Below are 25,956 nucleotides of genomic sequence, written 5' to 3' on the forward strand. Positions count from 1 at the left end.
TTTACATACTAGTTGAGAAAGAGTATACTGTTAGTGAAAAGACTAGTATGTAAAACAAACTAGTAAAGAATGTGAAGAAAGAGGTGAGAAGGATGAAAGAGTCCCAATTACTAAAGGGAGTCTTGGAGGGCTGTGTGCTGGAGATTATTTCCAAAAAGGCCATCTATGGCTATGAATTGATCCAAAGTCTCAAAGAGATGGGATTTGATAAGATTGTCGCCGGGACCATTTATCCCCTGCTTCAAAAATTAGAAAAACAAGGGGTTATTCATGGGGAAATGAGGCCGTCTCCAGATGGTCCTGATCGCAAGTATTTTTCACTCAGTGATGCTGGAAGAGAGCGCTTAGAGGAATTTTGGGACCAGTGGCAGGAGTTAGTCACAAAAGTAGAACGTATCAAGAGGGAGGGAGAAGAATGGTAGAAAGTTATACAGAAAAAATGTCGGATGAATTGATTCATCTAGACAAAGAGGATCAAGCCTATGTGAAAAAAATGGTGGCCTATATTGGGGCCAAGTCCTATTTTTATGATGATGAAGCGCTCGGTGAACAACTCTACAATATGGTTTGCGACCTGAAAGTTGCTGAGAAAGAAGGCATTCGAGCAGTGGATTATTTTGGAAAGGATCCACGGGCGATGGTGGATCAAGTTCTTTCAGACTTGCCTAAACGTTCTTTAGGATCTTATGTGGGACTCGTCTTCCTACTTGGAGTGATCTTAGTTGGCATGCGTTATTTAATGGATTTTACCTGGATGACACCACTGAAAATCGAACCCTTGACCTATGTTGTCATTCTCCTCAATTTCTTGGTGTTCAGCCAGTTCATCACGTGGCTTTGGTCCAAACAGAGCTATGGTGAAATGAAGTGGTCTTGGGCTATGTTTATCAGTGTGATCAGCCTGATGGTATTTCTGAACATCGTACGACTATGTTCGATCTATTTTGGCCACATTGGGGGTCTCTTCTTATCAGATGGTTGGGCGATTGTTCTCGCTGTCCTAGTCCTACTTGGGTTTACGGTCATGGCTTTTAGAAGCAGGAGTCGTTTGATGTCGAGTCTACTAGTCCTGGGCCTGACTTTCTTAGTTACAGGATGCTGGATTCGCCTTGTGAATCAGGAAACTGCTCATTTAATAGGCTGGTTACTTCCTCTCATGGGACTAGTCCTGACCCTTATTGTATTTTGTCTCCAAAGAAAGAAGGAAGAAGCATGAAATCAGCAATGTATTTTGAAGAAACGCAGGCCTTGATGCAAACCTTTAGCCAAGAGGACCAAGTTTATTTCCAAGATCTCTGGGATTATTTCAATTTTGCAGGTTTTTTATATGAGGAGAAAGCCTTAAGAGAGCAGGTCTATAATTTAGCGGTAGATTTTTCACAAGCAAGCGGAGATGGCCTCACGGCAAAGGATTTTTTTGGCCTTGATCCGAAGGGAATGGCAGACCAAATCATCGAAAATATGCCCAAAGAATCGACTCGCTCTGTTCTAAAATATGGGGCTATCTTTTCAGGTATTGTGATTTTTTATCGCCTCTTAAGTGATTTTGCTTCCCAAGCGGTCCTTGTGCTCAAGCCGCTAGTCGATTTAACCGACATCATTTTGGGACTCCTAACTGTTGGGATCATCTTCTATCTCCTTCGTCGTCTCATTTTTGCGGAGGAAAAAACGAAAAAAGCAATTTATGTAGCATTTGTTCTAGTTCTAGGATTCTATTTTGTCGGTGAAATAGTGGGAGTCCGCTTCTTGCCAGCTCTTGCTTGGTTTGTAGTCCCTAGTCCTTGGGATACTCTTCTCATGACAGGGGCTAGCGGGGCTCTCATTCTTTGGCAATGGAAAGAAGAGTTTGGACGAGCTTTCATCTTTCCTATCGTCGCCTTTTTAGGGGTTGGATTCTTACATCGCTGGACCTTGGCACAAGGAGTTCAGAATCTTGGTATGACAGTTCTTCTGCCCACAGTGATCATCGTCTTTGGGCTGGTTATTTATTATTGGTTTACGATTCGTGCTTTGAAAAAGAATAGGACGGAAAGTGATAAATAGAAAGAAAAGGGGGGCTGGGACTAAAGTCCTAGCCTCTCAATTGTTTTTGGATTGTCGAGCAAGACGCAGTGGTTGAGTGCTCAAAGCACTGCTTTGAGGTGGTAGATAGGACTTGCTAAGCAAGTTTCCTAAGTAGTTGTTCGCTTTTCAAGTTCCAAAGATGCCCTACTCAACTGTGCGGAGGTGGGACGACGAAATCGAATTCTAAGGAATTACCGATTTCTGTCCCACTCTCTTTCTTGTCCAAGTATGATAGAATAAACTCATTAGATGGGAGAATAGATATGAATTTATTTCGAAAAAAGTCTTTGGGACAGGTTCACCCAGGGTTAAACCGCCATTTACGTTTATGGGATTTGATTATTTTAGGAATTGGTGCCATGGTGGGGACGGGGATCTTCACGATTACGGGAACCGCAGCAGCGAATTTAGCTGGTCCAGCCCTCATCATTTCGATTGTGATTGCGGCTTTTTGCGTCGGCTTATCTGCCCTCTTCTTTGCTGAGTTTGCGTCTCGCATCCCTTCAACTGGTGGGGCCTATAGTTACCTCTATGCCATCTTTGGAGAGTTTCCAGCCTGGATTGCAGGTTGGTTGACTGTGATGGAATTTATGACAGCTGTATCAGGGGTGGCTTCAGGTTGGGCTGCGTATTTCAAGGGCTTGTTGGCCAATCTTGGCTGGAGCCTGCCGACAGCTTTAAACGGGACTTTTGATCCAGCTAAGGGAACTTATGTGGATCTCTTGCCTATTTTGGTTATGGTCCTCGTCACAGCCTTAGTCCTTATGAATGCAAAAGCGGTTTTACGCTTTAATTCCTTGCTGGTCTTACTCAAGTTCTCCGCTCTTGCCTTGTTTATTCTTGTCGGGATTTTTCACCTAAATCCTGGCAACTGGGCAAACTTTGCTCCGTATGGATTTGGCGAAATCTATGGTGGTCAGACAGGGATTATGGCTGGAGCTTCGCTTATGTTCTTTGCCTTTCTTGGTTTTGAGTCCATTTCAATGGCGGTCGACGAAATCAAGGAACCACAAAAGAACGTCCCTCGCGGCATTGTCCTCAGTCTCTTGATCACAACCATTCTTTATATCTTGGTCACCCTGGTTTTGACCGGTATGGTTCCTTTTAAGAACTTAAATGTAGAAGACGCGGTTGCCTTTGCCCTTCGTCAGGTCGGAGCTGGTTGGGCTGGAAATTATGTATCCTTAGTGGCTATTTTGACCTTGATTACCGTCTGCATTTCCATGACCTTTGCCCTTTCACGGATGATTTACAGTTTGGCGCGGGATGGTCTCTTACCAAAAGCTATGAAACAGCTCGATCCAAAAACCAGAATTCCAAAAAATGCAACACTAGTAGCTGGATCGATGGCTGCCATTGCTGGTGGAGTCTTTCCACTAGCCAGTATCGCTTCCTTCTTAAACATCTGTACCTTGGCTTACCTGGTTATGTTGGCCCTTGCCCTCTTGAAATTGCGTAAGGAACACGGGGCCCCTGGACCTGGTGAATTTAAAACGCCCTTGGTTCCGGTCTTGCCAATCCTATCGATTGTGGTCTGTCTGTCCTTTATGACCCAGTATTCCCTATCGACCTGGCTGGCCTTCGGAGTTGCTCTCCTGATCGGGGTTGGAATTTATTTCGGTTATGGGTATCGCCATTCAGAAGAAAATCAATAAAACATAAAAGCTAGAGTAGAAGAACTCTGGCTTTTTGTATAGGGAAAGCTCTTTTTTTGATATAATAAAGGGAGAAAGTTAACTAGATAACAAAGGAGAAAAACATGACATTTGAAGAGATTTTACCAGGCTTAAAGGCTAAGAAAAAATATGTACGTACAGGCTGGGGTGGAGCAGAAAACTACGTCCAACTTTTTGATACCATTGAGCAAGATGGGGTGGCTCTGGAAGTGACACCTTATTTCCTCATCAATGTGTCTGGTGAAGGCGAAGGTTTCTCCATGTGGAGTCCAACCCCTTGTGATGTCTTAGCGACAGATTGGGTGGAAGTCCATGACTAAAAGGGTCTTGATTACAGGCGTGAGTTCCGGGATTGGTCTGGCTCAAGCTCGTCTCTTTCTAGAAAAGGGCTACCAGGTCTATGGCGTGGACCAGGGAGCGGATCCGCAGTTGTCGGGTGCTTTCCATTTCTTGCAGAGGGACTTAACTCTGGATTTGACGCCGATTTTTGACTGGTGTCCTGAGGTAGAGGTCTTGTGCAATACAGCAGGAGTTTTGGATGATTACAAACCGCTTCTGGAGCAAAGCGCTCAGGAGATTCAGGAGATCTTTGAGATCAACTATGTGACTCCGGTGGAGCTGACGCGGCATTATCTGACTCAAATGTTGAAGAAGAAGCAAGGGATCATTATCAATATGTGCTCCATTGCTTCTAGCCTGGCAGGAGGAGGCGGTCACGCTTATACCTCGTCCAAGCATGCTCTAGCGGGCTTTACCAAGCAGTTGGCGCTGGATTATGCAGAAGTTGGCATTCAGGTCTTTGGCATCGCGCCGGGAGCTGTCAAAACAGGCATGACCGCAGCAGATTTTGAGCCAGGTGGCCTAGCAGACTGGGTAGCCAGTGAGACGCCCATCAAGCGCTGGATTGAACCAGAGGAAGTAGCAGAAGTCAGTCTCTTTTTGGCTAACGGGAAGGCGTCTGCCATGCAAGGGCAAATCCTGACCATTGATGGTGGATGGAGTTTGAAGTAGGGAAATGAAAAAGCAGGAGCTAAAATCTTACTAAGAAATGTAATTGTTTTTTCCTTAAAAACACAGGGATAATAACAATTATGAAGATAACTGAGGGTAAGTTCAGAAGAACTTTTTGAATGGGCTCTACCTGAAACCTTAAGAGATTGTTTTAGAAGAAACGAATAGTACAATTGATTTGCTAAGTTATTGTGGAATGAAGGTGAAATCATGATTAAATTAGTAAATGTTACTAAATGTTTTAGTGATGGATCGAATGTCAGATACATTTTCAAAAATTGTAATTTTGAATTTAAAAAAGGTAGCACGACTGCAATAGTTGGCCGTTCTGGATTAGGAAAAACTACTCTTGTTAAATTAATATTAGGGATTACCAGTTTAAATGAGGGGGATATCTTAGTCTGTGGTAGTTCCATTTTAGATATGAAAAATTTGAGTAAGGTAAGGCGTAGGAATATTGGCTGTGTCTTCCAAAACTTTAATTTGATTTCAGGTTTCACGGTGAAAGAGAATATTCTACTTCCAAGATATTTTTTTGAAAATGGAGAGAATAACATTAACGAAATTTGTAACACTCTAGGTCTTTCAAAGGAAATGTTAAGCAAGAGTATTGATAAGATTAGTGGAGGTGAAAAACAAAGAGTTGCCTTGGCAAGAGCTCTTATTAATAATCCAGAAATATTGATAGCAGATGAACCTACTGGTAATTTAGACGCTGCTAACGAACAAAATATAATAGAATTGTTGAAGCGGATCAATGAGGAGTTAGGTATCACGATTATAACAGTAACTCATAGTGATAAGGTGGCCAATAGTATGCAGTCTATTTGCACAGTTGTTGATGGCAAAATTGAGTACGTAAGGAGATGATAAAATGAATCATTCCATATTATTCATTGCTAAAAGAGATTTAGAAGTTAACAAACGAAGATATAGATTAGTTCGACTGTCAATAGCGATCTCTGTTTTGCTAATTGTTTTAGTGATGCTCATTTCTAATTCTTTCTATAATAAAATGATTAATGAAATGACTGTAGCAAATAAAAATGTTGTTACTGTTGCCTTTGGTAATAAAGAAAATTCTCTGAATTATAATGCTTTGCCTTTATTTTCTAATGAAGATATTGATCGAGTAAAAAAAATAGATGAAGTAAAAAATATTACTGGTGTAAAACTATTATTTACGGATGATATCAAATTCCAAAATGGTAAGACATCGGTTTCCAATACTATCCATTGTCTAGAAGAAAAGTATTTAAAAAACCTGAATATTAGAATTGCTGAAGGGAAATTTCCAGAGAAGGACAATGAAATATTAATCGGAGATTCCGTACACAAGGCTACATCAATGAATGTCGGAGATACGGTGACTATTAAGATTGATAATCATTATGAAAAGTTTGTAATTTCTGGCATTATAGACAAGCAAGAAGCGCAGTTATTTTCTACCTTGCCAACAGAAATAAATCAAATGATGGCAATCAATGTAAAAAGTAGTAGCGTTTCATCAAATAAGTATTACTATCTGAATGCTACTGTAAAAAATGGAACCGATTTAAATGAAGTAGCAAATAAGATAGAAAAGAATGTTTTAAAAAATGAAAATTTAAAACAATCTTTATCAGGAACAGGATTAGATGTTGTTGTAGCAACACAACAGGATGTTATCAATATGCTATCCAGATGGTTTTCCTACATCGACCTTTTTATCCTCTTAATCATAGTTCTTATCTCTATTGTAGCGATTATTAATATCATCAATATTCTTGCCATTACCATTCAGGAGAATCATAAACAGATCGCAACTTTTAAAATCATCGGTGCATCTGATCGACAGATAAAAAGAATATATTTATTTGAAAGCTTCATGATGGGAGTACGAGGTACAAGCGCGGGATTGGTGATAGGAATTGCTATTTCTTATTTGATCATCTTTTTGAGTGGATTGCCACTAGATATTGAACTTAGCAGATTGTTGTTCCCGGTATTAATAGGGATACTTACTTCAGTTTTTGCAGGATTATTGGTATCTAGAAAAATTACTAAAATTGATATTGAAAAAGTATTAAATCAATAGAGAAGAAATGATTAGGGTCAATAAGAGATGGTGTTGCAAAAAGAATAGCTATACTGGTTTCACTATCGACTGAGCTTTGAATGAAAGTAGGAGGATTTGATGGAAATCAAAAATCACTTTGGTGTCTACGGAGTCTGTCTTCAAGAGGGGAAACTACTCTGCATTGAAAAAACAAGAGGCCCTTATCAGCATCGTTTTGATCTACCGGGTGGTAGCCAGGAACTAGGGGAGGGACTGACCGAAACACTCAAGCGAGAAGTTCTGGAAGAGACGGGCTATACGATTAGCAGATACGCTAATCCTAGGATGTATGACGTGATGGTTCAAGAAGAAGGGAAAGACTTCGCAGTGCATCATATCATGGCCTTTTATGATATCGTACTCGATTTCGAGAGCTCTCAACAATCCCTTCCTCAGGAGGTTCTTGATGGAAGCAATGATTCAGCCAATGCCATTTGGTTGAATGTGGAAGAAATTACTGCAGACAATGCTTCTCCCTTAGTATTGAAGGTAAAGGCAGAGTTAGAAGGATTTCCAGAATTAGAACTGATAAGCTATAGAAATTGGAAGGTAAAATAGAGGGAGAATGGAACTATTTAAAACATGGAAGAAATATATGGTTCTCTATGGTCTTAAATCTCAAATTGGAACTGTTTATCGAAACAGTGATAGGACAACGAGCTTTTATGATATTGGGAATTTTCTATACCTAGCAGGGGAGTTGGATCCCAGATTTTGGGAAGACTTTGTTAGGCAATATGGTTTAGATTATAAGATTATTATTTCAGAAGACACTAAGTGGCAAGATTTTCTGCATCGGCAAGTGGGGTTAATTTCTTTTACTCGCTATTCTTTTAAGGATAAGGCAAATTTTCAAGTTGAATTTCTAAATGATCTAGTTACTCATTTAGAGGAAGGTTACAATATTGTACCTATTGACAATCGTATTTATAACTATCTTTCTGAGGAAGAATGGTCACAAGATTTACAGGGGGATTTTGAGTCCTACCAGGATTTTGCTTTAAAAGGTGGATTTGGCTTTGTTATTCTTAAAAATAATGAACTGATTGCTGGGATTTCCTCAGGGTTAGTTTACCACGGAGCAGTTGAAGTGGAAGTTGCAACTAGACCAGACAAACAAGGAAAGGGATTTGCTAAAAAACTTGGTGCTGCAATGATTCTAGAGGCTTTAAATAGAGAAATGTTCCCACTTTGGGATGCTCATAACGAGGCTTCTAAAAAAGTAGCAGAATTTTTAGGATACGAATTAGTTGAACCTTATGAAGCTTTTGAACTAGAGGAAAGTGTCGTATAATGATATCTAATATTGTATCTTTTAAGACGAGGGGAATCGCTATGCAAAATCAACTGGCTCTTAGTGGCGAAAGAATTGTTGAAAAAATTTACCCACAACTATTTCATCATGTTGGTATGATTCGTGGCGAATATTTGGTGAGGGAGATCAGTCAAAATATACTGCTAAAAAGTTGTCAGCAATTTGTAAAAGATTATCTAGACACTATTTGCCATTTGTACCCAGATGAAGAAGTCTGGTATCGCTTTTCAGAGTTAACAAATGCAGAAGCAAATAGTCTAGATGGGACAAAAGTGTATTTCGATGAACGCCACCCATTGTTTGGATATAGAGGGACTAGGCGTTTACTGGCGTGTTTGGATGAATTTCATGCTGAAGCAAATGTTGTTACAGAAGTTTATCAAATCAATCCCAATTTGTCTGTTATTTTTCCTTTTGTCAATGATGCCGACCAATTAAGACAAGCTATTAGAGTGTTGCGCCAGCATGGTTTTACTGGAAAAGTTGGAACAATGATTGAATTACCGTCAGCTTATTTTGACTTGGACAGGATACTGGAAGCTGGTATTTCAAAGATTGTAGTGGGAATGAATGATTTGACTTCTTTTGTTTTTGCGACTGTGAGGAACAGTCAATGGCATGATATGGAAAGTCCCATTATGTTAGAAATGCTGAGACAGATGCAGGATAAAGCAAGGACGAAAAAGATAGATTTCGCCGTAGCAGGATATCTGAATGCTTTTTTCATACAAAAAATGAATCAAATGGATATCAAGTGCATTATCCATTATAGTTCTATTCCAGAGATGTTTAATTTAGAGATTGACCATCGAGACCATCTCAAACGCATAAAAGAAGAAAGTAAAAAATTACAAAGGAGCAACAAATGACACCTCAAGAAATGTGGAATGCCTACAAGCAAATCAACCCCTCTATCGGAGATGAGATAGATGCCTGGGCTTTTGGAGTGGACCCAGACCTTTTAGCGGAACTGGTCTTTAAAGGCGAAAAAACAGCAACTGCCTCAGCTTACGATCTTTACGCAGTAGAGGACGAACCCCTTCCCCAAGAAGGAACCTTTGATGTTGTTTTAGACAGTAAGGATCAAGCTGTCTGCATTGTCGAAATTACAAAGGTTTCTGTTCAGCCTTTCCATCAAGTGTCAGCTGACCATGCCTACAAGGAAGGTGAAGGAGACAAATCTCTAGCTTATTGGCGTCAGGTTCATGAAGACTTTTTCAAAGACTGCTTTGGAGAAGCAGGTCTGACGTTTACACCTGACAGCAAGGTTGTTTTAGAAGAATTTCGCAAGGTTTATCCATTATAAAACACGCTCTCCATTTAGAAAATCAGAAAAGAGAATAACTGTTTTCTATCAAACAATACCTAGTGATTGTGTCAAGCTAAAAATACTGCCCAGTTCTTAGAACTATTAAAAGATTTTTTAAGACTTTCCGCTGTGAGAAAAGCGCTTGAAACCTAGAGCTTCAAGCGCTCGGGAGTTTTGAAACTTTAGGTTCAAAACTAAATCATGGAACTTCGTAGAAGTTCGCTGATGTCCGTACTCACCTAAGAAAAGTCTCAACGAAGATTTGATCTTAGTCTGACTCTCCTTTTTGGAGAGTTTTTTGATCTGGGTCTTATTTTCCAAAAGGGCTAAAAAATGGTATAATGTAAGCGATATTGTACAGAAAAGAGAAATGTTATGCCAAATTATGCCATTATTTTAGCGGCGGGGAAAGGTACCCGTATGAAGTCAGATTTGCCTAAGGTTCTTCACAAGGTTGCTGGGATCTCTATGTTGGAGCATGTCTTCCGTAGTGTTGGAGCCATCTCACCTGAGAAGACTGTAACGGTTGTGGGCCACAAGGCGGAATTGGTGGAGCAAGTCTTAGCGGGACAAACAGAGTTTGTTAAGCAAACAGAGCAATTAGGAACTGGTCATGCGGTCATGATGGCAGAGCCAGTCTTGGAAGGTCTTGAAGGCCATACTCTTGTCATTGCAGGGGATACTCCTTTGATTACGGGTGAAAGCCTCAAACACTTGATTGACTTTCATATCAACCACAAAAATGTGGCAACCATTTTGACAGCCGAAGCAGCTAATCCATTTGGCTATGGTCGGATTGTCCGCAATGACAATGCGGAAGTGCTTCGAATCGTCGAGCAAAAAGATGCGACAGATTTTGAAAAGCAAATCAAGGAAATCAATACAGGAACTTATGTCTTTGACAATGCACGCCTCTTTGAAGCTTTGAAAAATATAAACACTAACAATGCCCAAGGTGAATACTATATCACGGATGTCATCGGTATTTTCCGTGAAGCTGGTGAAAAAGTTGGGGCTTATACGCTCAAAGACTTTGATGAAAGTCTCGGGGTTAACGACCGCGTTGCCCTTGCAACAGCAGAAGGCATCATGCGTCGTCGCATTAACCAAGCCCACATGGTCAATGGGGTGAGCTTTGTCAATCCGGATGCGGCCTATATCGATGTCGATGTTGAGATCGCACCAGAAGTGCAAATCGAAGCCAATGTTACCTTAAAAGGACACACAAAAATTGGGGCTGAAACAGTCTTAACCAATGGAACCTATATTGTGGACAGTGAAATTGGGGCAGCTGCTGTCATCACTAACTCTATGATTGAAGAGAGCACGGTAGCTGATGGCGTGACGGTAGGACCATACGCTCATATTCGTCCAGGATCTAGCCTCGCCAAAGATGTCCATATTGGAAACTTTGTTGAAGTCAAAGGTTCGTCTATTGGCGAAAATACCAAAGCGGGTCATTTGACCTACATCGGCAACTGCCAAGTCGGCAGCAACGTCAACTTTGGGGCAGGAACTATCACTGTGAATTATGATGGCCAACACAAGTTTAAAACGACGATTGGAAACAATGTCTTTGTCGGATCCAATTCGACGATTATTGCGCCAGTTGAATTAGGCGACAATTCCTTAGTCGGTGCTGGATCAACCATTACCAAGGATGTACCAGCTGATGCGATTGCGATTGGTCGTGGCCGTCAAGTGAATAAAGAAGAGTATGCCCTTCGCTTGCCACACCATCCTAAAAATAAATAGGAGATTCTCATGCAATTTGAAGAAAAAACCATTGAGCGCAAGGAGATTTATCAGGGACCGATTTTCCAAGTGGTCACTGATCAAGTAGAACTACCCGCTGGAAAAGGCCAAGCGCAGCGTGATTTAATCTTCCATAATGGAGCAGTAGCGGTTTTGCCGATCACAGAAGATGGGAAAACGATCTTGGTCAAGCAGTACCGTAAGGCGATTGAAAGGACCTCGGTGGAGATTCCAGCAGGGAAGTTAGAAAAGGGAGAAAACGCAGACCCTAAAGCGGCTGCTCTGCGCGAATTGGAAGAAGAAATTGGCTACACAGCTGATCTAGAGTTGTTGTATGATTTTTATTCAGCCATTGGATTTTGTAATGAGCGGATCAAACTTTATGGTGCGACCAACTTGAAAAAGGTGGAAAATCCACGTCCACAAGATGCGGATGAGACCTTAGAGTTATTAGAAGTGACTTTGAAGGAAGCCAAAGATTTAATCCAAACTGGCGAAGTCTGTGATGCCAAGACCATCATGGCGATCCAATATTGGGACTTAATCAATAAATAGAGGAGGATCTGATGGGAAAACCTTTATTAACCGATGAAATGATTGAACGAGCAAGGCGAGGTGAGGACATCACCGGTCCTAAAATGGTCGATGCGGAAGAGACGAAAATTATTCGGACAGACCACAGAGGATTTGGCTATGAACGTCCTATGAGAGAGAGTCGTAGGGAACGTCCACAAGAGCGTTATTCTCAGGATACTGTGCAGATCCAAGTGGAGCCCACAGTGACCAAGAGTCGTCGCATTGAAGAACGCAAACAAAGTGTGGTCCAATCCAAACTCAATAAGATTTTGTTCTGGATCATTGTGCTCCTCATTGCCTTGATTATTGCTATTTGGCGTTTATAAGGTCGTCACAAGGAGAGAAATGACATGAAAATTGGAATTATCGCAGCCATGCCCCAGGAGTTGAAGATCTTGGTTGAAGCCCTTGAAAATGGGGAAAAGCATCTGCGTCTTGGAAAAGTCTACTATACAGGATCTATTGGACGCCATGAGGTCGTTTTGGTTGAAAGTGGTATCGGAAAAGTCATGTCTGCTATGAGTGTAGCAGTCTTGGCCAATGATTTTAAGGTGGAAGCCATTATCAATACGGGTTCTGCAGGTGCCGTTGCACCGGGAATGGCCGTTGGGGATATCGTCCTTGCGGACAAATTGGCCTATCATGATGTGGATGTGACAGCCTTTGGTTATAAGTATGGTCAAATGGCAGGTCAACCACTTTACTTTGAATCCAGTCGCTATTTCGTATCAGAAATGAAAAAAGTTCTGGAAGAAGAAGCTGCAACCACACATGTAGGCTTGATTACAACAGGAGATAGCTTTATCGCGAGTGAAGAAAAAGTCGCAGCAATTCGGGAGCATTTCCCAGAAGTCTTGGCCGTTGAGATGGAAGGGGCAGCTATTGCCCAAGCCGCTCATGCAGCTGGACGTCCCTTTATGGTTATTCGAGCTATGAGTGATACGGCAGATCACGCAGCCAATATTTCTTTTGATGAATTTATCGTAGAGGCTGGCGAACGCTCTGCTCAAACCCTGATTACCTTCTTGAAGAGATTGGTGTAGAAAAAATATAGGGAGATGGACCATGTATCGTGAATCGTATTTTGATGGAGGTCTATTTTCATATATTGGCCATGTTTTATTAGCAACCTTCATTACAGTATTGACTTTTGGGATTTGTGCTCCTTGGGGCGTGTGCATTATGTATAACTGGAAGGTCAAGCATACCGTGATTGATGGTCGTCGTCAGTACTTTGACGGCACGGCTATGCAGTTATTTGGAAATTGGATCAAATGGTGGTTCTTTACCATCATTACATTTGGGATCTATGTGTTCTGGTTAAATATCAAGGTCACTCAATGGATTACCAAGCATACTCATTTTATAGACTAATTGAAAAGGACTCGTCTACGGACTAGTCCTTTTTTGAAGCCGAATCTTTCAGAAATAGGGAACTTTCATGCTATAATAAAGACTAGTAATGTAAAGGAGAGAATATGGTTTTATCAAAGAAACGGGCACGTCATGTGATTGAAGAAATTATCGCCCTCTTTCCAGATGCTAAGCCAAGTCTGGATTTTCGTAATCATTTTGAATTGTTAGTAGCGGTTATGCTCTCAGCTCAGACGACAGACGCGGCTGTTAACAAAGCGACACCAGGTTTGTTTGCGGCTTTTCCAACCCCGCAAGCCATGGCAGCAGCCAGTGAATCCGATATCGCCAAGCATATTTCTAAATTAGGCCTCTATCGAAATAAGGCCAAATTTCTAAAAAAATGTGCCCAACAATTGCTGGATAACTTTGATGGGCAAGTACCTCAGACTCGTGAAGAGTTAGAAAGTCTAGCAGGAGTAGGACGCAAGACTGCAAATGTGGTCATGAGTGTAGGATTTGGCATTCCAGCTTTTGCTGTCGATACCCATGTGGAGCGAATCTGCAAGCACCATGATATCGTCAAGAAATCAGCAACACCATTGGAAGTTGAAAAGCGGGTCATGGATGTTCTGCCAAAGAGCGAATGGCTGGCTGCCCATCAAGCCATGATTTACTTTGGACGGGCTATCTGCCATCCTAAAAATCCTGAATGTGACCAGTACCCACAACTCTATCATTTTGATTAGGAATCAGTTCCTCTGCTCGAAAGAGCAGAGGTTCTTTTTTAGGCTAAACGTATATTTATTAAAAGGATTGAAAGATTCGGTTTTGCAAATCTGTGGTGGTAGGTGCCTAGACTCGCCTATCCGGCTTCTTTGAGATCGATTTCAAGATGCTTTTTCTTTATATCTTATTATATTCATTCAGAAATAACGAACTTTTTTTAAATAAATTTGGTTTTTTGTAAGAAATAGTGTATAATGGTAGAAAATCTAACATAAGGAGATAGTGATGAAAGCAAAAAAACTGTTAGCTCTTGCAGGAGTTTCTGTTGCAGGTGCCTTTCTCTTAGCAGCATGTGGCGGTGGTAGTAGCAATCAAGCAACCTACTCATTCGTCTATTCAGCGGATCCAAATACCTTGGATTACATCGCTGCAACTCGTACAACGACTTCAGATGTCACAAGTAACCTTGTAGATGGTCTTCTTGAAAACGACCGATACGGAAACTTTGTGCCAAGTCTAGCAGAAGATTGGACTGTCTCTGAAGATGGATTAACCTATACTTACAAACTTCGTAAGGATGCCAAATGGTATACGAGTGAAGGGGAAGAATATGGTGCTGTAACGGCTCAAGACTTTGTTACAGGGATCAAACACGCGGTTGAGTCTAAATCAGAAGGTCTCTTCTTGATTCAAAATTCGATCAAAGGTTTGGATGCCTACGTAAAAGGGGAAACCAAAGACTTTAACACAGTTGGAGTCAAAGCCTTAGACGACCACACCATCCAATATACTTTAGTTCGTCCAGAAAGCTTCTGGAACTCAAAAACAACCTCAGGTGTTCTTTTCCCAGTCAATGCGGATTTCTTGAAATCTCAAGGAAAAGATTTTGGTTCTTTGAAACCCAGCAGCATCTTATACAATGGTCCATATTACTTGAAATCTTTGACTTCGAAATCTGAGATTGAATTGGTCAAGAACAAAGACTATTACGATGCGAAAAATGTTCATATCGACAATGTCAAATTGACCTTTAACGATGGATCAAACCCAGATTCTATCATTAAGAACTTTGAAAAAGGTCAATATTCCTTTGCATCTGTTATGCCAAACAGCTCGACGTATAAGAGTGTCAAGAAAAACTTTGGCGACAACATTGTCTACGGTTTGCAATTGGGAACATCCTACTATCTTGGATTCAACTTGGACCGTCAAAAGTATGACCACACTGCCAAAACTACGGATGAACAAAAAGCTTCTACCAAGAAAGCAATCCTGAACAAGGACTTCCGTCAAGCGGTGAACTTTGGTTTTGACCGCAAATCATATGCGGCACAAGTATCTGGATCTGATGCGGCTGAAAATACCCTTCGTAGCACTTTGGTGCCACCAACTTATGTCCAAGTCAATGGAGAAGATTTTGGTAAGGTCGTTGAAAAACAATTGGTTACCTATGGGGATCAATGGAAGGGTGTGAGCCTGGACGATGGTCAAACGAGCCTTTACAGCCCAGAAAAAGCCAAAGCTTCCTTTGCAAAAGCCAAAGCTGAATTGCAAAAACAAGGCGTTCAATTCCCAATTCATTTGGACTACATTGTTAGCCAAGTGGACAACAGCATGGTCCAACAAGCTAGCTCCTTCAAACAATCTGTAGAGTCAGCGCTTGGTGCAGACAATGTCGTTGTGGACCTTCAAAAGGTATCGGATGATGATTTCCAAAATATCACCTACTTCAGCGATACAGCGGCTGCGAGAGATTACGATATCTCAGGCGGTGGTTGGGCTCCTGACTACCAAGACCCATCGACTTACCTCGAAAGTATCAGCCCAGTAAATGGTTCTGTCTTCTACTATCTTGGTATTGATGCAGGTTCAAATAATCCAGCCATTGCAACAGTTGGTTTGGATCAATACGCTAACATGTTGAAAGACGCCGATGCTGAACTGTTGGATCAAGGAAAACGCTATGAAAAATATGCAGCAGCGCAAGCATGGTTGACAGATAGCTCGATTACGCTTCCAACTGTTTCAAATGGTGGTTCTCCAATGCTTCAACGGACCGTACCATACAGCCGTGCTGCTTCATGGGTTGGTACAAAAGGAACAGGAACCTTCTACAAATACCTTGAAATGTCTAAAGATGTTGTCACAACAAAAGACTTTAACAAGGCCAAAGAAGAATGGTTGAAGAAAAAAGCAGAATCCAATAAAAAAGCTCAAGAAGATCTCAAAGATCACATTGAGAAGAAAAAATAAAAAAATCAATCATTGGTCTATCAATGAAGATAAAAAAGTCGGAGCCGTCATGTAAGGGCTCCGGTTTTTTTATGTCTTGAAAGTCAGTCTGTCTCATTCTTTAAGATGAAAGATAAATAAATCACCTGCTATTGAACTGTACTCAAAAAAATAGATTTTTGGGTATGGCTCATAGACGGGTGATGATCATTCTATTCACTAAATCTTAAAAAATAGCCATCTGGATCTAAAACTGCAAATTCATGAGGATAGATATACTGTTCACCAACACGAAATTTTCTTTTGTTATACCCTATGCTTTTTAGTGAAGGCGTTTCCTGTTTTAATTTAAATAAACTATAAAAAATGATATAATACATGTGAGTCAACCACTTTAAGGAGAACAATCCTGATGAAAAACAAAATAATATTAAGCTCTGTAACGCTTCTATCTGCATTTATACTAGCAGCATGCGGAAATAGAGAAAAGAAAACAAACGAAACTACAGCAGCACCAACAACTGAAGTCACTAAAGAAACTACGGATGCACCAACGACAACAACTCAAACAACAACTCCTGGGTCTTCTTCTGGGGCAAAAGAAATATCCCTTGCAGATACTCAACGTATCGGAAATGAAAAATATGGTTATATCAATATCCCTAAAGATTGGGTCGTACGCACTACTCGAAGTAGCAAAGCGCTCGAATATTTATCACCAGACAAAAACAATGCGTTAATAATGGATTCAAACACTAAAGATACTGTTAAACTTGGCCCCAACGAAACCTTTGACGCAGAGTTACTTGCGAACCGTTTATATAGCTCATTCGGAAAACACAAAAATCGAACTAGTATAGAAGGTGTAAAAGCTATATTTGCCGGTGGGGACGCTTTCTTAATAAAAGTAACAGTTAAAGATGGGAGTACTTTATACGTATGGGTATTCCAAAAAGGAGATAAAGTATACACAATCATAATCCAAGGTTCAGAAGATATGATTAAATCCTTAAGACCTGTTCTCGAGCAATCTTGGGGCCTAGATCCGAATACTCCGGGGAAATAATCCTTAAAAAACTAAAAGAGACTAATCAATGTGATTAGTCTCTTTCTTTTTTTGTTTCTTTTTCTACTCTAGTGATCTATTTTCTTATTCACTAAATCTTAAAAAATAGCCATCTGGATCTAAAACTGCAAATTCATGAGGATAAATATAATGGTCGTCAACACGAAATTTTCTTTTGGTCAATGGGCGATGAATAGGATAGTTAGACTCGATTACTTTTTGATAGAGTCTAGGGACATCTTTTATGCCGAAGGAGATATTAACTCCACGACCAAAGGGGTAGGTCAGTTCAGCTAGTTCCTCCTTACTCCCCTCCTCTATCATTAGCTGGCACTCTTCAAGAGAAAGAAAGAGGAAGTTCTCTTCTGGTCGCCCGTATTCGATGGTGAAACCCAGTAAATCACAGTAGAAGGAACGGGACTGTTCTATATTCGATACCATAAACTCGGGAATTACTGCATTGTAGTTCATAAAGAAAATCCTTATAATTTAATCTCCAAGACAATGGGTGTGTGGTCTTGGCGTGCGCCTGAGTCAATCATGTCTGACTTGGTAACCTTGTCTGCTACACGGTTACTTGTGAGCCAATAGTCGATTCTCCAGCCTGTATTGTTGATTTTTGAGGTTTTACTGCGTTGTGCCCACCAAGTGTAACGCTCCGGCACATCACCGTGAAGGTGGCGGAAGGTATCTGTAAAGCCTGTTGCCAGAAGGTTGGTAAAGCCTGCACGTTCTTCATCTGTGAAACCTGGTGAACGACGGTTGCTGGCTGGATTAGCAAGGTCGATTTCCTTGTGGGCCACGTTGTAGTCACCTGTAGCAAGGACAGGTTTTTGCTTATCAAGTTCAGCCAAGTACTCCGCATATTTGACATCCCAGACTTGACGTTCTGCTAAACGTTTGAGGCCATCACCGGCATTAGGAGTATAGACTTGTGTTACAAAGAAGCCATCAAATTCCAGAGTAATGATCCGGCCTTCCAAATCCATGGTCGAAGGAGCTCCAATTTCAGGGAAAGTCACAACGGGAGTAAGCTCTTTTTTATAGAGGAACATGGTTCCAGCATAGCCTTTGCGAGCTGGTTCTTGAGAAGAGCGCCAGGTATTTTCGTAGCCAGGAAAGAGTTCCTCAAGAATTTCGAGGTGTTTTTTAGTAGGTCCTTTGGCGGATAACTTGGTTTCTTGAATGGCAATGATATCTGCATCCTCAGCGACCAAGGTTTGAAGGACTTCTTGAGAGAGTTTAGCGCGTGCTGAATCGCTGGTCAATGCAGCATTAAGCGAGTCGATATTCCATGAAATGAGTTTCATTGTGTTTCCTTTTCTTGACATGATAGATAACTTTATTATAACAAAAAATATATTTTTTTCTGATTAGAATGCCTTGAATTCTCTCCTGAAATACATTATAATAGCTTGAATTCATTTGGAGAAAGGGAGTTCATTATGAAATTTTACTCTTATGATTATGTATTGAGTCAGATCAGTCAGCAAAATTGGGTGACCATTGGGATCTCTGGTTTGCTCATTCTACTGACTGGTTTTTTTGCGGTGAAAGCCTATCGGGATAAGCAAGATAGCAAATTCCGTGAATTATCCATTATCTCGATTTTGACTCTGGTTGCAGTGGTCTTGATCGGCATCAGCAGTTTCCAAAATAGCCAAAGTAATAATGACCAATTTCAACGGTCTCTGCATTTTATTGAGGTCATCTCAAAGGAGTTGGATGTCAAAAAAGAAGACGTCTATGTCAATACTTCAGCAGCCACAGATGGGGCGATCCTGAAGGTTGGAGAGGTTTATTACCGAGCTATCGCAGGATCTGACCCAGATAGCTACCTATTAGAAAAGATGGATCTGTATAAAACAGACGTGGAACTTGTGGAGGTGAACAAATGATAGTAAATTTTTTAAACATCTTGATTAAATTAGCTTTGGGCTTGATTTCCTTGGTATTTGTCATCAATGTGACCGGGAAAGGAAACTTAGCACCAAATTCTGCAGTAGACCAGATACAGAACTTTGTTCTTGGGGGCATTATTGGTGGGGTCATCTACAATAGCTCCATTACCATTCTTCAATACATTGTGATTCTCTTAATGTGGACTATTTTGATCTTGCTCTTAAAATGGCTCAATACCAATGTTCGTTTTATGAAGCACTTGATTGATGGAAAACCAACTGTCATCATTAAAAATGGGAAACTGGATCCGGAAGCGTGTCGTTCCAAAGGACTTTTTGCTTCAGATGTTGCTTTGAAACTACGTGGACAAGGGATTTTTCAATTAAAAGATGTGAAGCGCGCTGTTATTGAACAAAATGGTCAATTGATCGTTGTCCGTGCGGGGGATGAGAATCCTAAATACCCGATTATTACGGATGGAGTGATTCAGCTTGAAATTTTGGAAACAATTGGAAAAAGTGAAGAGTGGTTGTTGGCTGAATTGGAAAAAGAAGGCTATGATAATGTTTTGGATATTTTCATTGCGGAGTATGACAAAGGAAAAATCAATGTTGTGACCTATTAAAAGAAGAGATTGGACGAGCCTGTCCAATCTTTTTTCTTTATAAAATTCCAGGAAAGGCCTCTTCCTTTTCTTGAGATACTCTGGGAAAAATAGTAAAATGGAAGGTAAGTGTTCATTAGAAAAGAAGGATAGAAAATTTCATGAAGAAGAAAATACGGAAGTTTGAGAATCATTCGATTACACGCAGACTCTACCTGCTGTTTAGTTTGATTTGCCTTCTTTTTTTGGTGCTGATTGCCCGACTTGGCTATATGCAGATCACTCACCAAGCCTACTATACGGATAAATTGGCAAAAGCTACGAAAAAGACGGTCAAACAAGGAAGTGTGCGAGGGCAAATCTATGATGCTTCTGGTAAGCCCTTGGTGGAAAATGTGGGAAAACAAGTCCTGACCTTTACGCGCGATCGTAAAATGACGGCACAAGAAATGCGAGAGACAGCTGGGAAACTCCTGCAGTATGTCGACGTAGAAAATCCTCAAGTGACCGAACGGCAAGAAGTGGATTACTATCTAGCCAATACCAAAGTCTACCAAGAGGTCGTGGAACACCTGCCTGAGAAAAAGAAATTTGATACCGATGGCAACCGCCTGCCGGAAGCCAAGATTTATCAAGCGGCAGTGGATAGTATCGACCCTTCAAAACTCGGCTATACAGATGATGAGAAAAAGATTATTTATCTCTATAGCCAGATGAATGCGGTAGAGAATTTTGCGACGGGAATCATTACGACGCAGGCACTAGGAGCGGAACAGATTGCGACCATCGCTGCGGACAGTCAGGGCCTTCCGGGAATTGCCATCACGACTAGCTGGGACCGCAAGGTTTTGGACACTCCTTTAGCTTCTATTATTGGAAACGTATCGACCGAGCAGGCGGGGCTTCCAGCAGAAGAGGTTGAGGACTATGTCAAAAAAGGTTATGCTCTCAATGACCGGGTTGGTACGTCTTATCTCGAAAAGGAATACGAAAACGTCCTTCAAGGCAAACGCAGTGAAAAAGAAATTCTCCTAGATAAAAATGGCAACATGGAGAAAGTCGTCGACGTTTCAAAAGGGGCCAAAGGAGAAAACCTCAAGCTCTCGATTGATTTGGATTTCCAAAAAGGGGTGGAGGATATTCTTCGCTCTGCCTTTAGCGCAGAGTTGCAAGCTGGAAATGCGACCTACTCCGAAGGTGTCTATGCTGTAGCACTGGAGCCTGATACTGGGAAGGTCCTTGCCATGGCAGGGATTAAACACCAGGCTGGTAGTCAAGATCTATCAGCAGATGCGTTGGGAACAGTCACCAACGTCTTCGTTCCAGGATCCGTGGTCAAAGGAGCAACCTTGACTTCTGGATGGGAAAATGGAGCCATTTCTGGGAATCAGGTGCTGACCGATCAGCCGATTGTTTTTGCAGGATCAGCTCCTATCAATTCTTGGTTTACCCAATACGGTAGTCGTTCCATCAATGCGATAGAAGCTTTGGAATACTCCTCTAATACCTATATGGTCCAAATTGCCCTTAAGATGATGGGGCAGCCTTACACTCCAAACATGACCTTACAAGTGGATCAGGTTGAACCTGCTATGAAAAAACTGCGCTCTACTTTTGCGGAATATGGTCTTGGAACGTCAACGGGGATTGACCTTCCCAATGAATCGACCGGTTTTATTCCAAAAGACTACACAGTCGGTAATTATTTGACCAATGCCTTTGGCCAGTTTGACAACTATACACCGATGCAATTGGCCCAGTATGCGGCAACCGTTGCAAATGATGGGAAGAGGGTGAGTCCTCATGTCGTCGAAGGTATCTATGACAATAATGATCAAGGGGGGCTTGGTCAGTTGAAAAAAGCGATCGAAACCAAGGAGCTCAATCAGGTCCATATCTCTGCTGAGGACATGGCTTTGATAAAGCAAGGATTCTACCAGGTTGCCAATGGTACGAGTGGGTTGACGACAGGGAAAACCGTCGGTCAAGGTGCTAGTGTCTCTATTAGTGCCAAGACCGGTACGGCCGAAACCACAGTCGATGGAGGCAAACAAGCCATTAATACCAATGTGGTGGCTTATGCACCGTCAAACAATCCAAAGATTGCTGTAGCAGTGGTCTTTCCACATAATACCAATCTACAAGCGACGGTCAGTCATTCCATTACGCGTGACATTATTAACTTATACAATCAGAAACACCCCATGAATTAGAGAGGAAACTATGCTTTATCCAGCACCTATTGCAAAATTAATTGACAGCTATTCGAAGTTGCCAGGAATTGGGATCAAAACAGCGACTCGTCTGGCTTTTTACACCATTGGTATGTCAGATGATGATGTCAATGAATTTGCCAAGAACTTACTGAATGCCAAGCGTGAGCTAGGGTATTGCAGTATTTGTGGCAATTTAACCGATGAAGAAACCTGCGAGATTTGTCGAGATGAAACGCGGGATCCATCCCTCATTCTGGTTGTAGAAGATAGCCGGGATGTATCTGCTATGGAAAATATTCAGGAATACCACGGTCGCTATCATGTCTTGCATGGCTTGATCTCGCCCATGAATGGCGTGGGACCCGATGATATCAATCTCAAGAGTTTGATCAGTCGCTTGATGGATGGAACAGTTACAGAGGTCATTGTTGCGACCAATGCGACGGCAGACGGGGAAGCGACATCTATGTATATCTCGCGTGTGCTCAAGCCAGCAGGGATCAAAGTGACACGTTTGGCACGGGGACTAGCAGTTGGAGCCGATATCGAGTATGCGGACGAAGTGACCTTGCTTCGCGCGATTGAAAATCGGACAGAATTATAAGAGAAGTTCTTTCGAAAGGGCTATCATTGTGGTATACTATCAAGTAAGAAATCAAGGGAACAATTAGGGAGAAACTATGAGTAAACAAGACTTAATCCTGTTGTATGGTGGACGTAGTGCAGAGCGTGAAGTGTCTGTTCTTTCAGCAGAAAGCGTGATGCGCGCGATTGATTACCAAGCATTTTCGGTTCAAACCTACTTTATTACGCAGTCAGGAGACTTCATCCAGACGGAAGCTTTTGAAGAGAAACCAGCGGATGATGAGAAATTGATGACCAATGAGACAGTGGACTGGTCAAAAAAAGTGGCTCCATCTGCGATTTACAAGGAAGGAGCAGTGGTCTTTCCAGTTCTTCATGGACCGATGGGAGAAGATGGCTCTATTCAAGGATTCTTAGAAGTCTTGAAAATGCCTTATGTCGGCTGTGGTATCCTAGCTTCCAGTGTGGCCATGGACAAGATTACCACCAAACGGGTCTTGGAGTCTGCAGGGATTCCACAAGTTCCTTATGTAGCTGTAGTGGAAGGCGATGACGTGGAAGAGAAAATTGCTACAATTGAAGCGACTCTCTCGTATCCAGTCTTTACCAAGCCATCCAATATGGGTTCAAGTGTAGGGATTTCAAAATCTGAAAACCAAACAGAGCTTCGGGCTGCTCTCGAATTGGCCTTCAAATACGATAGCCGTGTCTTAGTAGAACAAGGGGTTAATGCGCGTGAGATCGAAGTTGGACTACTTGGAAACTATGATGTGAAGAGCACCTTGCCAGGTGAAGTTGTGAAAGATGTGGCCTTCTATGATTATGATGCCAAATACATCGACAACAAAATTACCATGGCGATTCCAGCTCAATTGGACCCTGAGGTTGTGAAAACTATGCGGACCAACGCAAAAAAAGCCTTTCGTGCGATCGGTGGTCTAGGTTTAGCGCGTTGTGATTTCTTCTATACCGATAAAGGAGAGATCTTCTTAAACGAACTCAATACCATGCCAGGATTTACCCAATGGTCTATGTATCCCTTGCTTTGGGACAATATGGGACTCAACTATACAGATTTGATCACCAAGTTAGTAGAGCTTGGAAAAGAAGTCTTCCAAAAACACGAAGCGCATTTGTTGTAAGAAAAGAGAGAGTGGGACAGAAATCGGTAATTCGTTAGAATTCGATTTCGTCGTCCCACCTCCGCACAGTTGAGTAGGGCATCTTTGAAACTTGAAAAGCGAACAACTACTTAGGAAACTTGCTTAGCAAGTCCTATCTACCACCTCAAAGCAGTGCTTTGAGCACTCAACCACTGCGTCTTGCTCGACAATCCAAAAACAATCAAGAGGCTAGGACTTCTGTCCCAGCCACTTTTTTTGTGGTCTAGAATATGGTATAATGAGAAGAATTTGATAGGAGCGTCCAAATTTTTGAAGACGCTACGGAGAACTGAGGAGTCGGATATGAATCTCACATTACATGAAGTTGCTCATCTAGTACATGCAAAAAATGATATCAGCCAATTTGAAGATGTGGCCCTCGTCAAGCCTGAATTTGACAGCCGTTTGATTGGGCCTGGAGATCTGTTTGTTCCTTTAAAGGGAGCGCGTGATGGTCATGACTTTATTGAGACTGCTTTTGAAAATGGAGCTGTAGCCACTTTTTCAGAGAAAGTGGTAGAAGGCCACCCTTATATTTTGGTGGAAGATGTATTGAGCGCTTTTCAAACACTAGCTGCAGCCTATCTTCAAAAGACAAAAGTGGATGTTTTTGCAGTGACGGGGTCAAATGGTAAAACCACCACAAAAGATATGTTGGCACAGCTTTTGTCCACCACCTACCTGACCTATAAAACACAAGGAAACTATAACAACGAAATTGGTCTTCCTTATACGGTTTTGCATATGCCAGAAGGGACAGACAAACTAGTCCTCGAAATGGGGCAAGACCACCTAGGAGATATCCATCTCTTGTCAGAACTGGCGCATCCAAAAGCTGCTATTGTCACCTTGATTGGAGAAGCCCATTTGGAATTCTTTAAAGATCGAAGTGAGATCGCAAAAGGAAAACTCCAGATTGCGGATGGCATGCCAGAAGGTGGCCTTCTGGTGGTTCCAGCTGATCCGATCGTGAATGCCTACCTCCCTGAAAAACAAAAATTGGTTCGCTTTGGGCCAGACGAGGAGATTTTTATTACTGAGTTAATCGAGCGAAAGGATAGCTTAACTTTCCGAGCTAATTTCTTAGAAGAAGCGATTGATCTTCCGGTAACAGGAAAATACAATGCGACCAATGCCATGATTGCAGCTTATGTTGCTTTGAAAGAAGGAGTGAGTGAAGCTGCAATTCGTGATAGTTTTGAAACCTTGCAATTGACGCGCAACCGGACAGAATGGAAAAAGGCCAGTAATGGAGCAGATATCTTATCCGATGTCTACAATGCCAATCCGACGGCTATGCGCCTAATCTTAGAAACTTTCTCGACTATTCCTGCTAATCCAAATGGTCGAAAATTAGCCGTCCTGGCAGATATGAAAGAACTAGGGGAGCAATCTATTGATCTACACAACCAAATGATTCTCAGTCTCTCGCCAGATGTCTTGGATACGGTTATTTTCTACGGCCAAGACATTGCGGGATTGGCTCAGTTAGCGAGCCAGATGTTCCCACTCGGACATGTCTATTATTTCAAGAAGACAGCTGAGGAAGACCAGTTTGAGGATATGGTCAAACAAGTCAAGGAAAGCTTGAAAGAGCAAGACCAAATCCTTATCAAGGGAAGCAATTCCATGAATCTAGCCAAATTAGTAGAGGAATTGGAGAATGGTAAGTAATAATGTACTGAAGGACATTCAGCGCTTGATTTCAATCACCAATACAGGCTTAGCCTTCTCAAAAGATCCATTTGATCAAGAGCGCTACCAGGATATTCGTGAAATTTTACAGGATCTTGTGAGAGAAATGACTGATCTGAATTCACAAGAATTATCGGATTTGTTTCGACCGACAAACTATTATGACACCCCCTTAATTGATGTTAGCGCTTGGATTGTCAAAGATAGAAAACTTTGTCTGGTGAAAGGTCAGGGAGAAGAGACCTGGGCCTTGCCGGGTGGTTTTGGTGAGGTTGGCTATTCTCCTAAAGAAAATATTTTAAAGGAAATCCAAGAAGAAACGGGCTATGTAGCACGTGTCAATCGCTTGTTGGCAGTATTTGATACCAATCGCTACCAATTGCAAAGCCGCCAATATGTGAAATTGGTATTTGAATGTGAATTGCTGGATGGAAGTTTTCAACAGAATCAGGAAATTTCCGATCTTGCATTTTTTGAGAGAGAGAAGATACCTGCTCTTTCTACCAAGCGCAATACAGAAGAACAATTGAATTTCCTTTGGGAGGTTTATGATGGGAAACGAGATTTGTATTGTGATTAAAAACGATCTATAAATTAAAGGGATATA

Annotated in this window: 29 protein-coding genes and 1 pseudogene; 27 read left to right on the forward strand and 3 right to left on the reverse strand. The window is 41.6% G+C overall.

Annotation, left to right across the window (positions count from 1 at the left end; translation table 11 throughout):
* The first annotated feature begins 92 nt into the window (after nucleotides 1–92).
* The 19 genes from K1I56_RS03915 to K1I56_RS04005 all read left to right on the forward strand — a co-directional run bounded on the left by K1I56_RS03915 (nucleotide 93) and on the right by K1I56_RS04005 (nucleotide 16,139).
* On the forward strand, nucleotides 93–422 hold the full coding sequence (locus K1I56_RS03915; protein ID WP_223325322.1) for a PadR family transcriptional regulator: 330 nt from the start codon (nucleotides 93–95) through the stop codon (nucleotides 420–422).
* Nucleotides 416–1,216 (forward strand): hypothetical protein, encoded by an 801-nt coding sequence (locus K1I56_RS03920; protein ID WP_223325323.1) that lies wholly within the window; start codon nucleotides 416–418, stop codon nucleotides 1,214–1,216. The genes K1I56_RS03915 and K1I56_RS03920 overlap by 7 nt, the downstream gene beginning before the upstream one ends.
* Complete coding sequence (locus K1I56_RS03925) at nucleotides 1,213–2,043, forward strand: hypothetical protein (RefSeq protein WP_223325324.1); 831 nt, start codon at nucleotides 1,213–1,215, stop codon at nucleotides 2,041–2,043. The genes K1I56_RS03920 and K1I56_RS03925 overlap by 4 nt, the downstream gene beginning before the upstream one ends.
* Nucleotides 2,044–2,327: 284 nt before the next feature.
* Entirely contained in the window at nucleotides 2,328–3,719 is a 1,392-nt protein-coding gene (locus K1I56_RS03930; RefSeq protein WP_223325325.1) for an APC family permease, read from the forward strand.
* A 104-nt stretch (nucleotides 3,720–3,823) separates the two neighbouring features.
* Entirely contained in the window at nucleotides 3,824–4,060 is a 237-nt protein-coding gene (locus tag K1I56_RS03935) for a DUF2829 domain-containing protein (protein WP_049497199.1), read from the forward strand.
* Nucleotides 4,053–4,751, forward strand: a complete 699-nt coding sequence (locus tag K1I56_RS03940) for a 3-oxoacyl-ACP reductase (RefSeq protein WP_223325326.1) — start codon at nucleotides 4,053–4,055, stop codon at nucleotides 4,749–4,751. The genes K1I56_RS03935 and K1I56_RS03940 overlap by 8 nt, the downstream gene beginning before the upstream one ends.
* Before the next feature lie 210 nt (nucleotides 4,752–4,961).
* Nucleotides 4,962–5,621, forward strand: coding sequence for an ABC transporter ATP-binding protein (locus tag K1I56_RS03945; protein WP_049486387.1), 660 nt, complete (start codon nucleotides 4,962–4,964; stop codon nucleotides 5,619–5,621).
* Nucleotides 5,622–5,625: 4 nt separating this feature from the next.
* Complete coding sequence (locus K1I56_RS03950) at nucleotides 5,626–6,828, forward strand: ABC transporter permease (RefSeq protein ID WP_223325327.1); 1,203 nt, start codon at nucleotides 5,626–5,628, stop codon at nucleotides 6,826–6,828.
* Nucleotides 6,829–6,927: 99 nt separating this feature from the next.
* A complete protein-coding gene (locus tag K1I56_RS03955) occupies nucleotides 6,928–7,407 on the forward strand; it encodes an NUDIX hydrolase (RefSeq protein WP_223325328.1) in 480 nt (159 codons plus the stop codon).
* Nucleotides 7,408–7,414: 7 nt separating this feature from the next.
* The gene (locus tag K1I56_RS03960; protein WP_223325329.1) at nucleotides 7,415–8,143 is read left to right on the forward strand and encodes a GNAT family N-acetyltransferase; all 729 of its coding nucleotides are present in this window, start codon (nucleotides 7,415–7,417) and stop codon (nucleotides 8,141–8,143) included.
* Nucleotides 8,144–8,184: 41 nt separating this feature from the next.
* Nucleotides 8,185–9,033: a putative PEP-binding protein gene (locus K1I56_RS03965; protein WP_223325330.1), complete on the forward strand. Its 849-nt coding sequence runs from the start codon at nucleotides 8,185–8,187 to the stop codon at nucleotides 9,031–9,033.
* Nucleotides 9,030–9,470 (forward strand): ASCH domain-containing protein, encoded by a 441-nt coding sequence (locus K1I56_RS03970; protein WP_003006232.1) that lies wholly within the window; start codon nucleotides 9,030–9,032, stop codon nucleotides 9,468–9,470. Before K1I56_RS03965 ends, K1I56_RS03970 begins: the two co-directional genes overlap by 4 nt.
* A gap of 378 nt (nucleotides 9,471–9,848) precedes the next feature.
* Nucleotides 9,849–11,228 carry a bifunctional UDP-N-acetylglucosamine diphosphorylase/glucosamine-1-phosphate N-acetyltransferase GlmU gene (glmU, locus tag K1I56_RS03975; protein ID WP_021152840.1) on the forward strand — a complete coding sequence of 460 codons (1,380 nt, stop codon included), beginning with the start codon at nucleotides 9,849–9,851 and terminating at the stop codon, nucleotides 11,226–11,228.
* A gap of 9 nt (nucleotides 11,229–11,237) precedes the next feature.
* Nucleotides 11,238–11,783 carry an NUDIX hydrolase gene (locus K1I56_RS03980; protein ID WP_223325331.1) on the forward strand — a complete coding sequence of 182 codons (546 nt, stop codon included), beginning with the start codon at nucleotides 11,238–11,240 and terminating at the stop codon, nucleotides 11,781–11,783.
* Between the two features lie 11 nt (nucleotides 11,784–11,794).
* The gene (gene macP / locus K1I56_RS03985; RefSeq protein ID WP_070589511.1) at nucleotides 11,795–12,130 is read left to right on the forward strand and encodes a cell wall synthase accessory phosphoprotein MacP; all 336 of its coding nucleotides are present in this window, start codon (nucleotides 11,795–11,797) and stop codon (nucleotides 12,128–12,130) included.
* A 24-nt stretch (nucleotides 12,131–12,154) separates the two neighbouring features.
* Nucleotides 12,155–12,847 (forward strand): 5'-methylthioadenosine/adenosylhomocysteine nucleosidase, encoded by a 693-nt coding sequence (locus K1I56_RS03990; RefSeq protein ID WP_021152843.1) that lies wholly within the window; start codon nucleotides 12,155–12,157, stop codon nucleotides 12,845–12,847.
* 22 nt (nucleotides 12,848–12,869) lie between these two features.
* Nucleotides 12,870–13,178: a YjgN family protein gene (locus tag K1I56_RS03995; protein ID WP_070594428.1), complete on the forward strand. Its 309-nt coding sequence runs from the start codon at nucleotides 12,870–12,872 to the stop codon at nucleotides 13,176–13,178.
* Nucleotides 13,179–13,282: 104 nt separating this feature from the next.
* Nucleotides 13,283–13,906 (forward strand): endonuclease III, encoded by a 624-nt coding sequence (nth, locus tag K1I56_RS04000; protein WP_070594429.1) that lies wholly within the window; start codon nucleotides 13,283–13,285, stop codon nucleotides 13,904–13,906.
* 265 nt (nucleotides 13,907–14,171) lie between these two features.
* Nucleotides 14,172–16,139, forward strand: coding sequence for a peptide ABC transporter substrate-binding protein (locus tag K1I56_RS04005; protein WP_223325332.1), 1,968 nt, complete (start codon nucleotides 14,172–14,174; stop codon nucleotides 16,137–16,139).
* A 191-nt stretch (nucleotides 16,140–16,330) separates the two neighbouring features.
* Here the strand turns inward: K1I56_RS04005 and K1I56_RS04010 are convergent.
* A pseudogene (locus tag K1I56_RS04010) lies at nucleotides 16,331–16,423 on the reverse strand (bleomycin resistance protein); the annotation flags it as partial.
* A 107-nt stretch (nucleotides 16,424–16,530) separates the two neighbouring features.
* On the opposite strand from K1I56_RS04010, the gene K1I56_RS04015 reads away from it, so the two are divergent.
* The gene (locus tag K1I56_RS04015) at nucleotides 16,531–17,184 is read left to right on the forward strand and encodes a hypothetical protein (RefSeq protein WP_223325333.1); all 654 of its coding nucleotides are present in this window, start codon (nucleotides 16,531–16,533) and stop codon (nucleotides 17,182–17,184) included.
* A gap of 84 nt (nucleotides 17,185–17,268) precedes the next feature.
* Here the strand turns inward: K1I56_RS04015 and K1I56_RS04020 are convergent, their stop codons facing one another.
* Together K1I56_RS04020 and K1I56_RS04025 are read right to left on the reverse strand one after the other, a co-directional pair.
* Nucleotides 17,269–17,655, reverse strand: a complete 387-nt coding sequence (locus tag K1I56_RS04020; protein WP_223325334.1) for a bleomycin resistance protein — start codon at nucleotides 17,653–17,655, stop codon at nucleotides 17,269–17,271.
* An 11-nt stretch (nucleotides 17,656–17,666) separates the two neighbouring features.
* Nucleotides 17,667–18,494, reverse strand: a complete 828-nt coding sequence (locus K1I56_RS04025) for an exodeoxyribonuclease III (RefSeq protein ID WP_223325335.1) — start codon at nucleotides 18,492–18,494, stop codon at nucleotides 17,667–17,669.
* Nucleotides 18,495–18,629: 135 nt separating this feature from the next.
* On the opposite strand from K1I56_RS04025, the gene K1I56_RS04030 reads away from it, so the two are divergent.
* From K1I56_RS04030 to K1I56_RS04060, 7 genes are all read left to right on the forward strand, one after another.
* Entirely contained in the window at nucleotides 18,630–19,082 is a 453-nt protein-coding gene (locus tag K1I56_RS04030) for a DUF3290 family protein (RefSeq protein WP_023917599.1), read from the forward strand.
* Entirely contained in the window at nucleotides 19,079–19,711 is a 633-nt protein-coding gene (locus K1I56_RS04035; RefSeq protein WP_023917601.1) for a DUF421 domain-containing protein, read from the forward strand. The genes K1I56_RS04030 and K1I56_RS04035 overlap by 4 nt, the downstream gene beginning before the upstream one ends.
* Before the next feature lie 140 nt (nucleotides 19,712–19,851).
* Nucleotides 19,852–21,903: a penicillin-binding protein PBP2B gene (pbp2b, locus tag K1I56_RS04040; protein WP_223325336.1), complete on the forward strand. Its 2,052-nt coding sequence runs from the start codon at nucleotides 19,852–19,854 to the stop codon at nucleotides 21,901–21,903.
* Between the two features lie 10 nt (nucleotides 21,904–21,913).
* Nucleotides 21,914–22,510 carry a recombination mediator RecR gene (gene recR, locus K1I56_RS04045; RefSeq protein WP_003002450.1) on the forward strand — a complete coding sequence of 199 codons (597 nt, stop codon included), beginning with the start codon at nucleotides 21,914–21,916 and terminating at the stop codon, nucleotides 22,508–22,510.
* A 76-nt stretch (nucleotides 22,511–22,586) separates the two neighbouring features.
* Nucleotides 22,587–23,633, forward strand: coding sequence for a D-alanine--D-alanine ligase (locus K1I56_RS04050; protein WP_223325337.1), 1,047 nt, complete (start codon nucleotides 22,587–22,589; stop codon nucleotides 23,631–23,633).
* A gap of 324 nt (nucleotides 23,634–23,957) precedes the next feature.
* Nucleotides 23,958–25,328: a UDP-N-acetylmuramoyl-tripeptide--D-alanyl-D-alanine ligase gene (locus K1I56_RS04055; protein ID WP_155199416.1), complete on the forward strand. Its 1,371-nt coding sequence runs from the start codon at nucleotides 23,958–23,960 to the stop codon at nucleotides 25,326–25,328.
* On the forward strand, nucleotides 25,318–25,929 hold the full coding sequence (locus tag K1I56_RS04060) for an NUDIX hydrolase (protein ID WP_155199417.1): 612 nt from the start codon (nucleotides 25,318–25,320) through the stop codon (nucleotides 25,927–25,929). The genes K1I56_RS04055 and K1I56_RS04060 overlap by 11 nt, the downstream gene beginning before the upstream one ends.
* The last annotated feature ends 27 nt before the right edge of the window (nucleotides 25,930–25,956 follow it).

It is taken from the genome of Streptococcus parasanguinis, assembly GCF_019929185.1.
GTDB lineage: Bacteria > Bacillota > Bacilli > Lactobacillales > Streptococcaceae > Streptococcus > Streptococcus parasanguinis_O.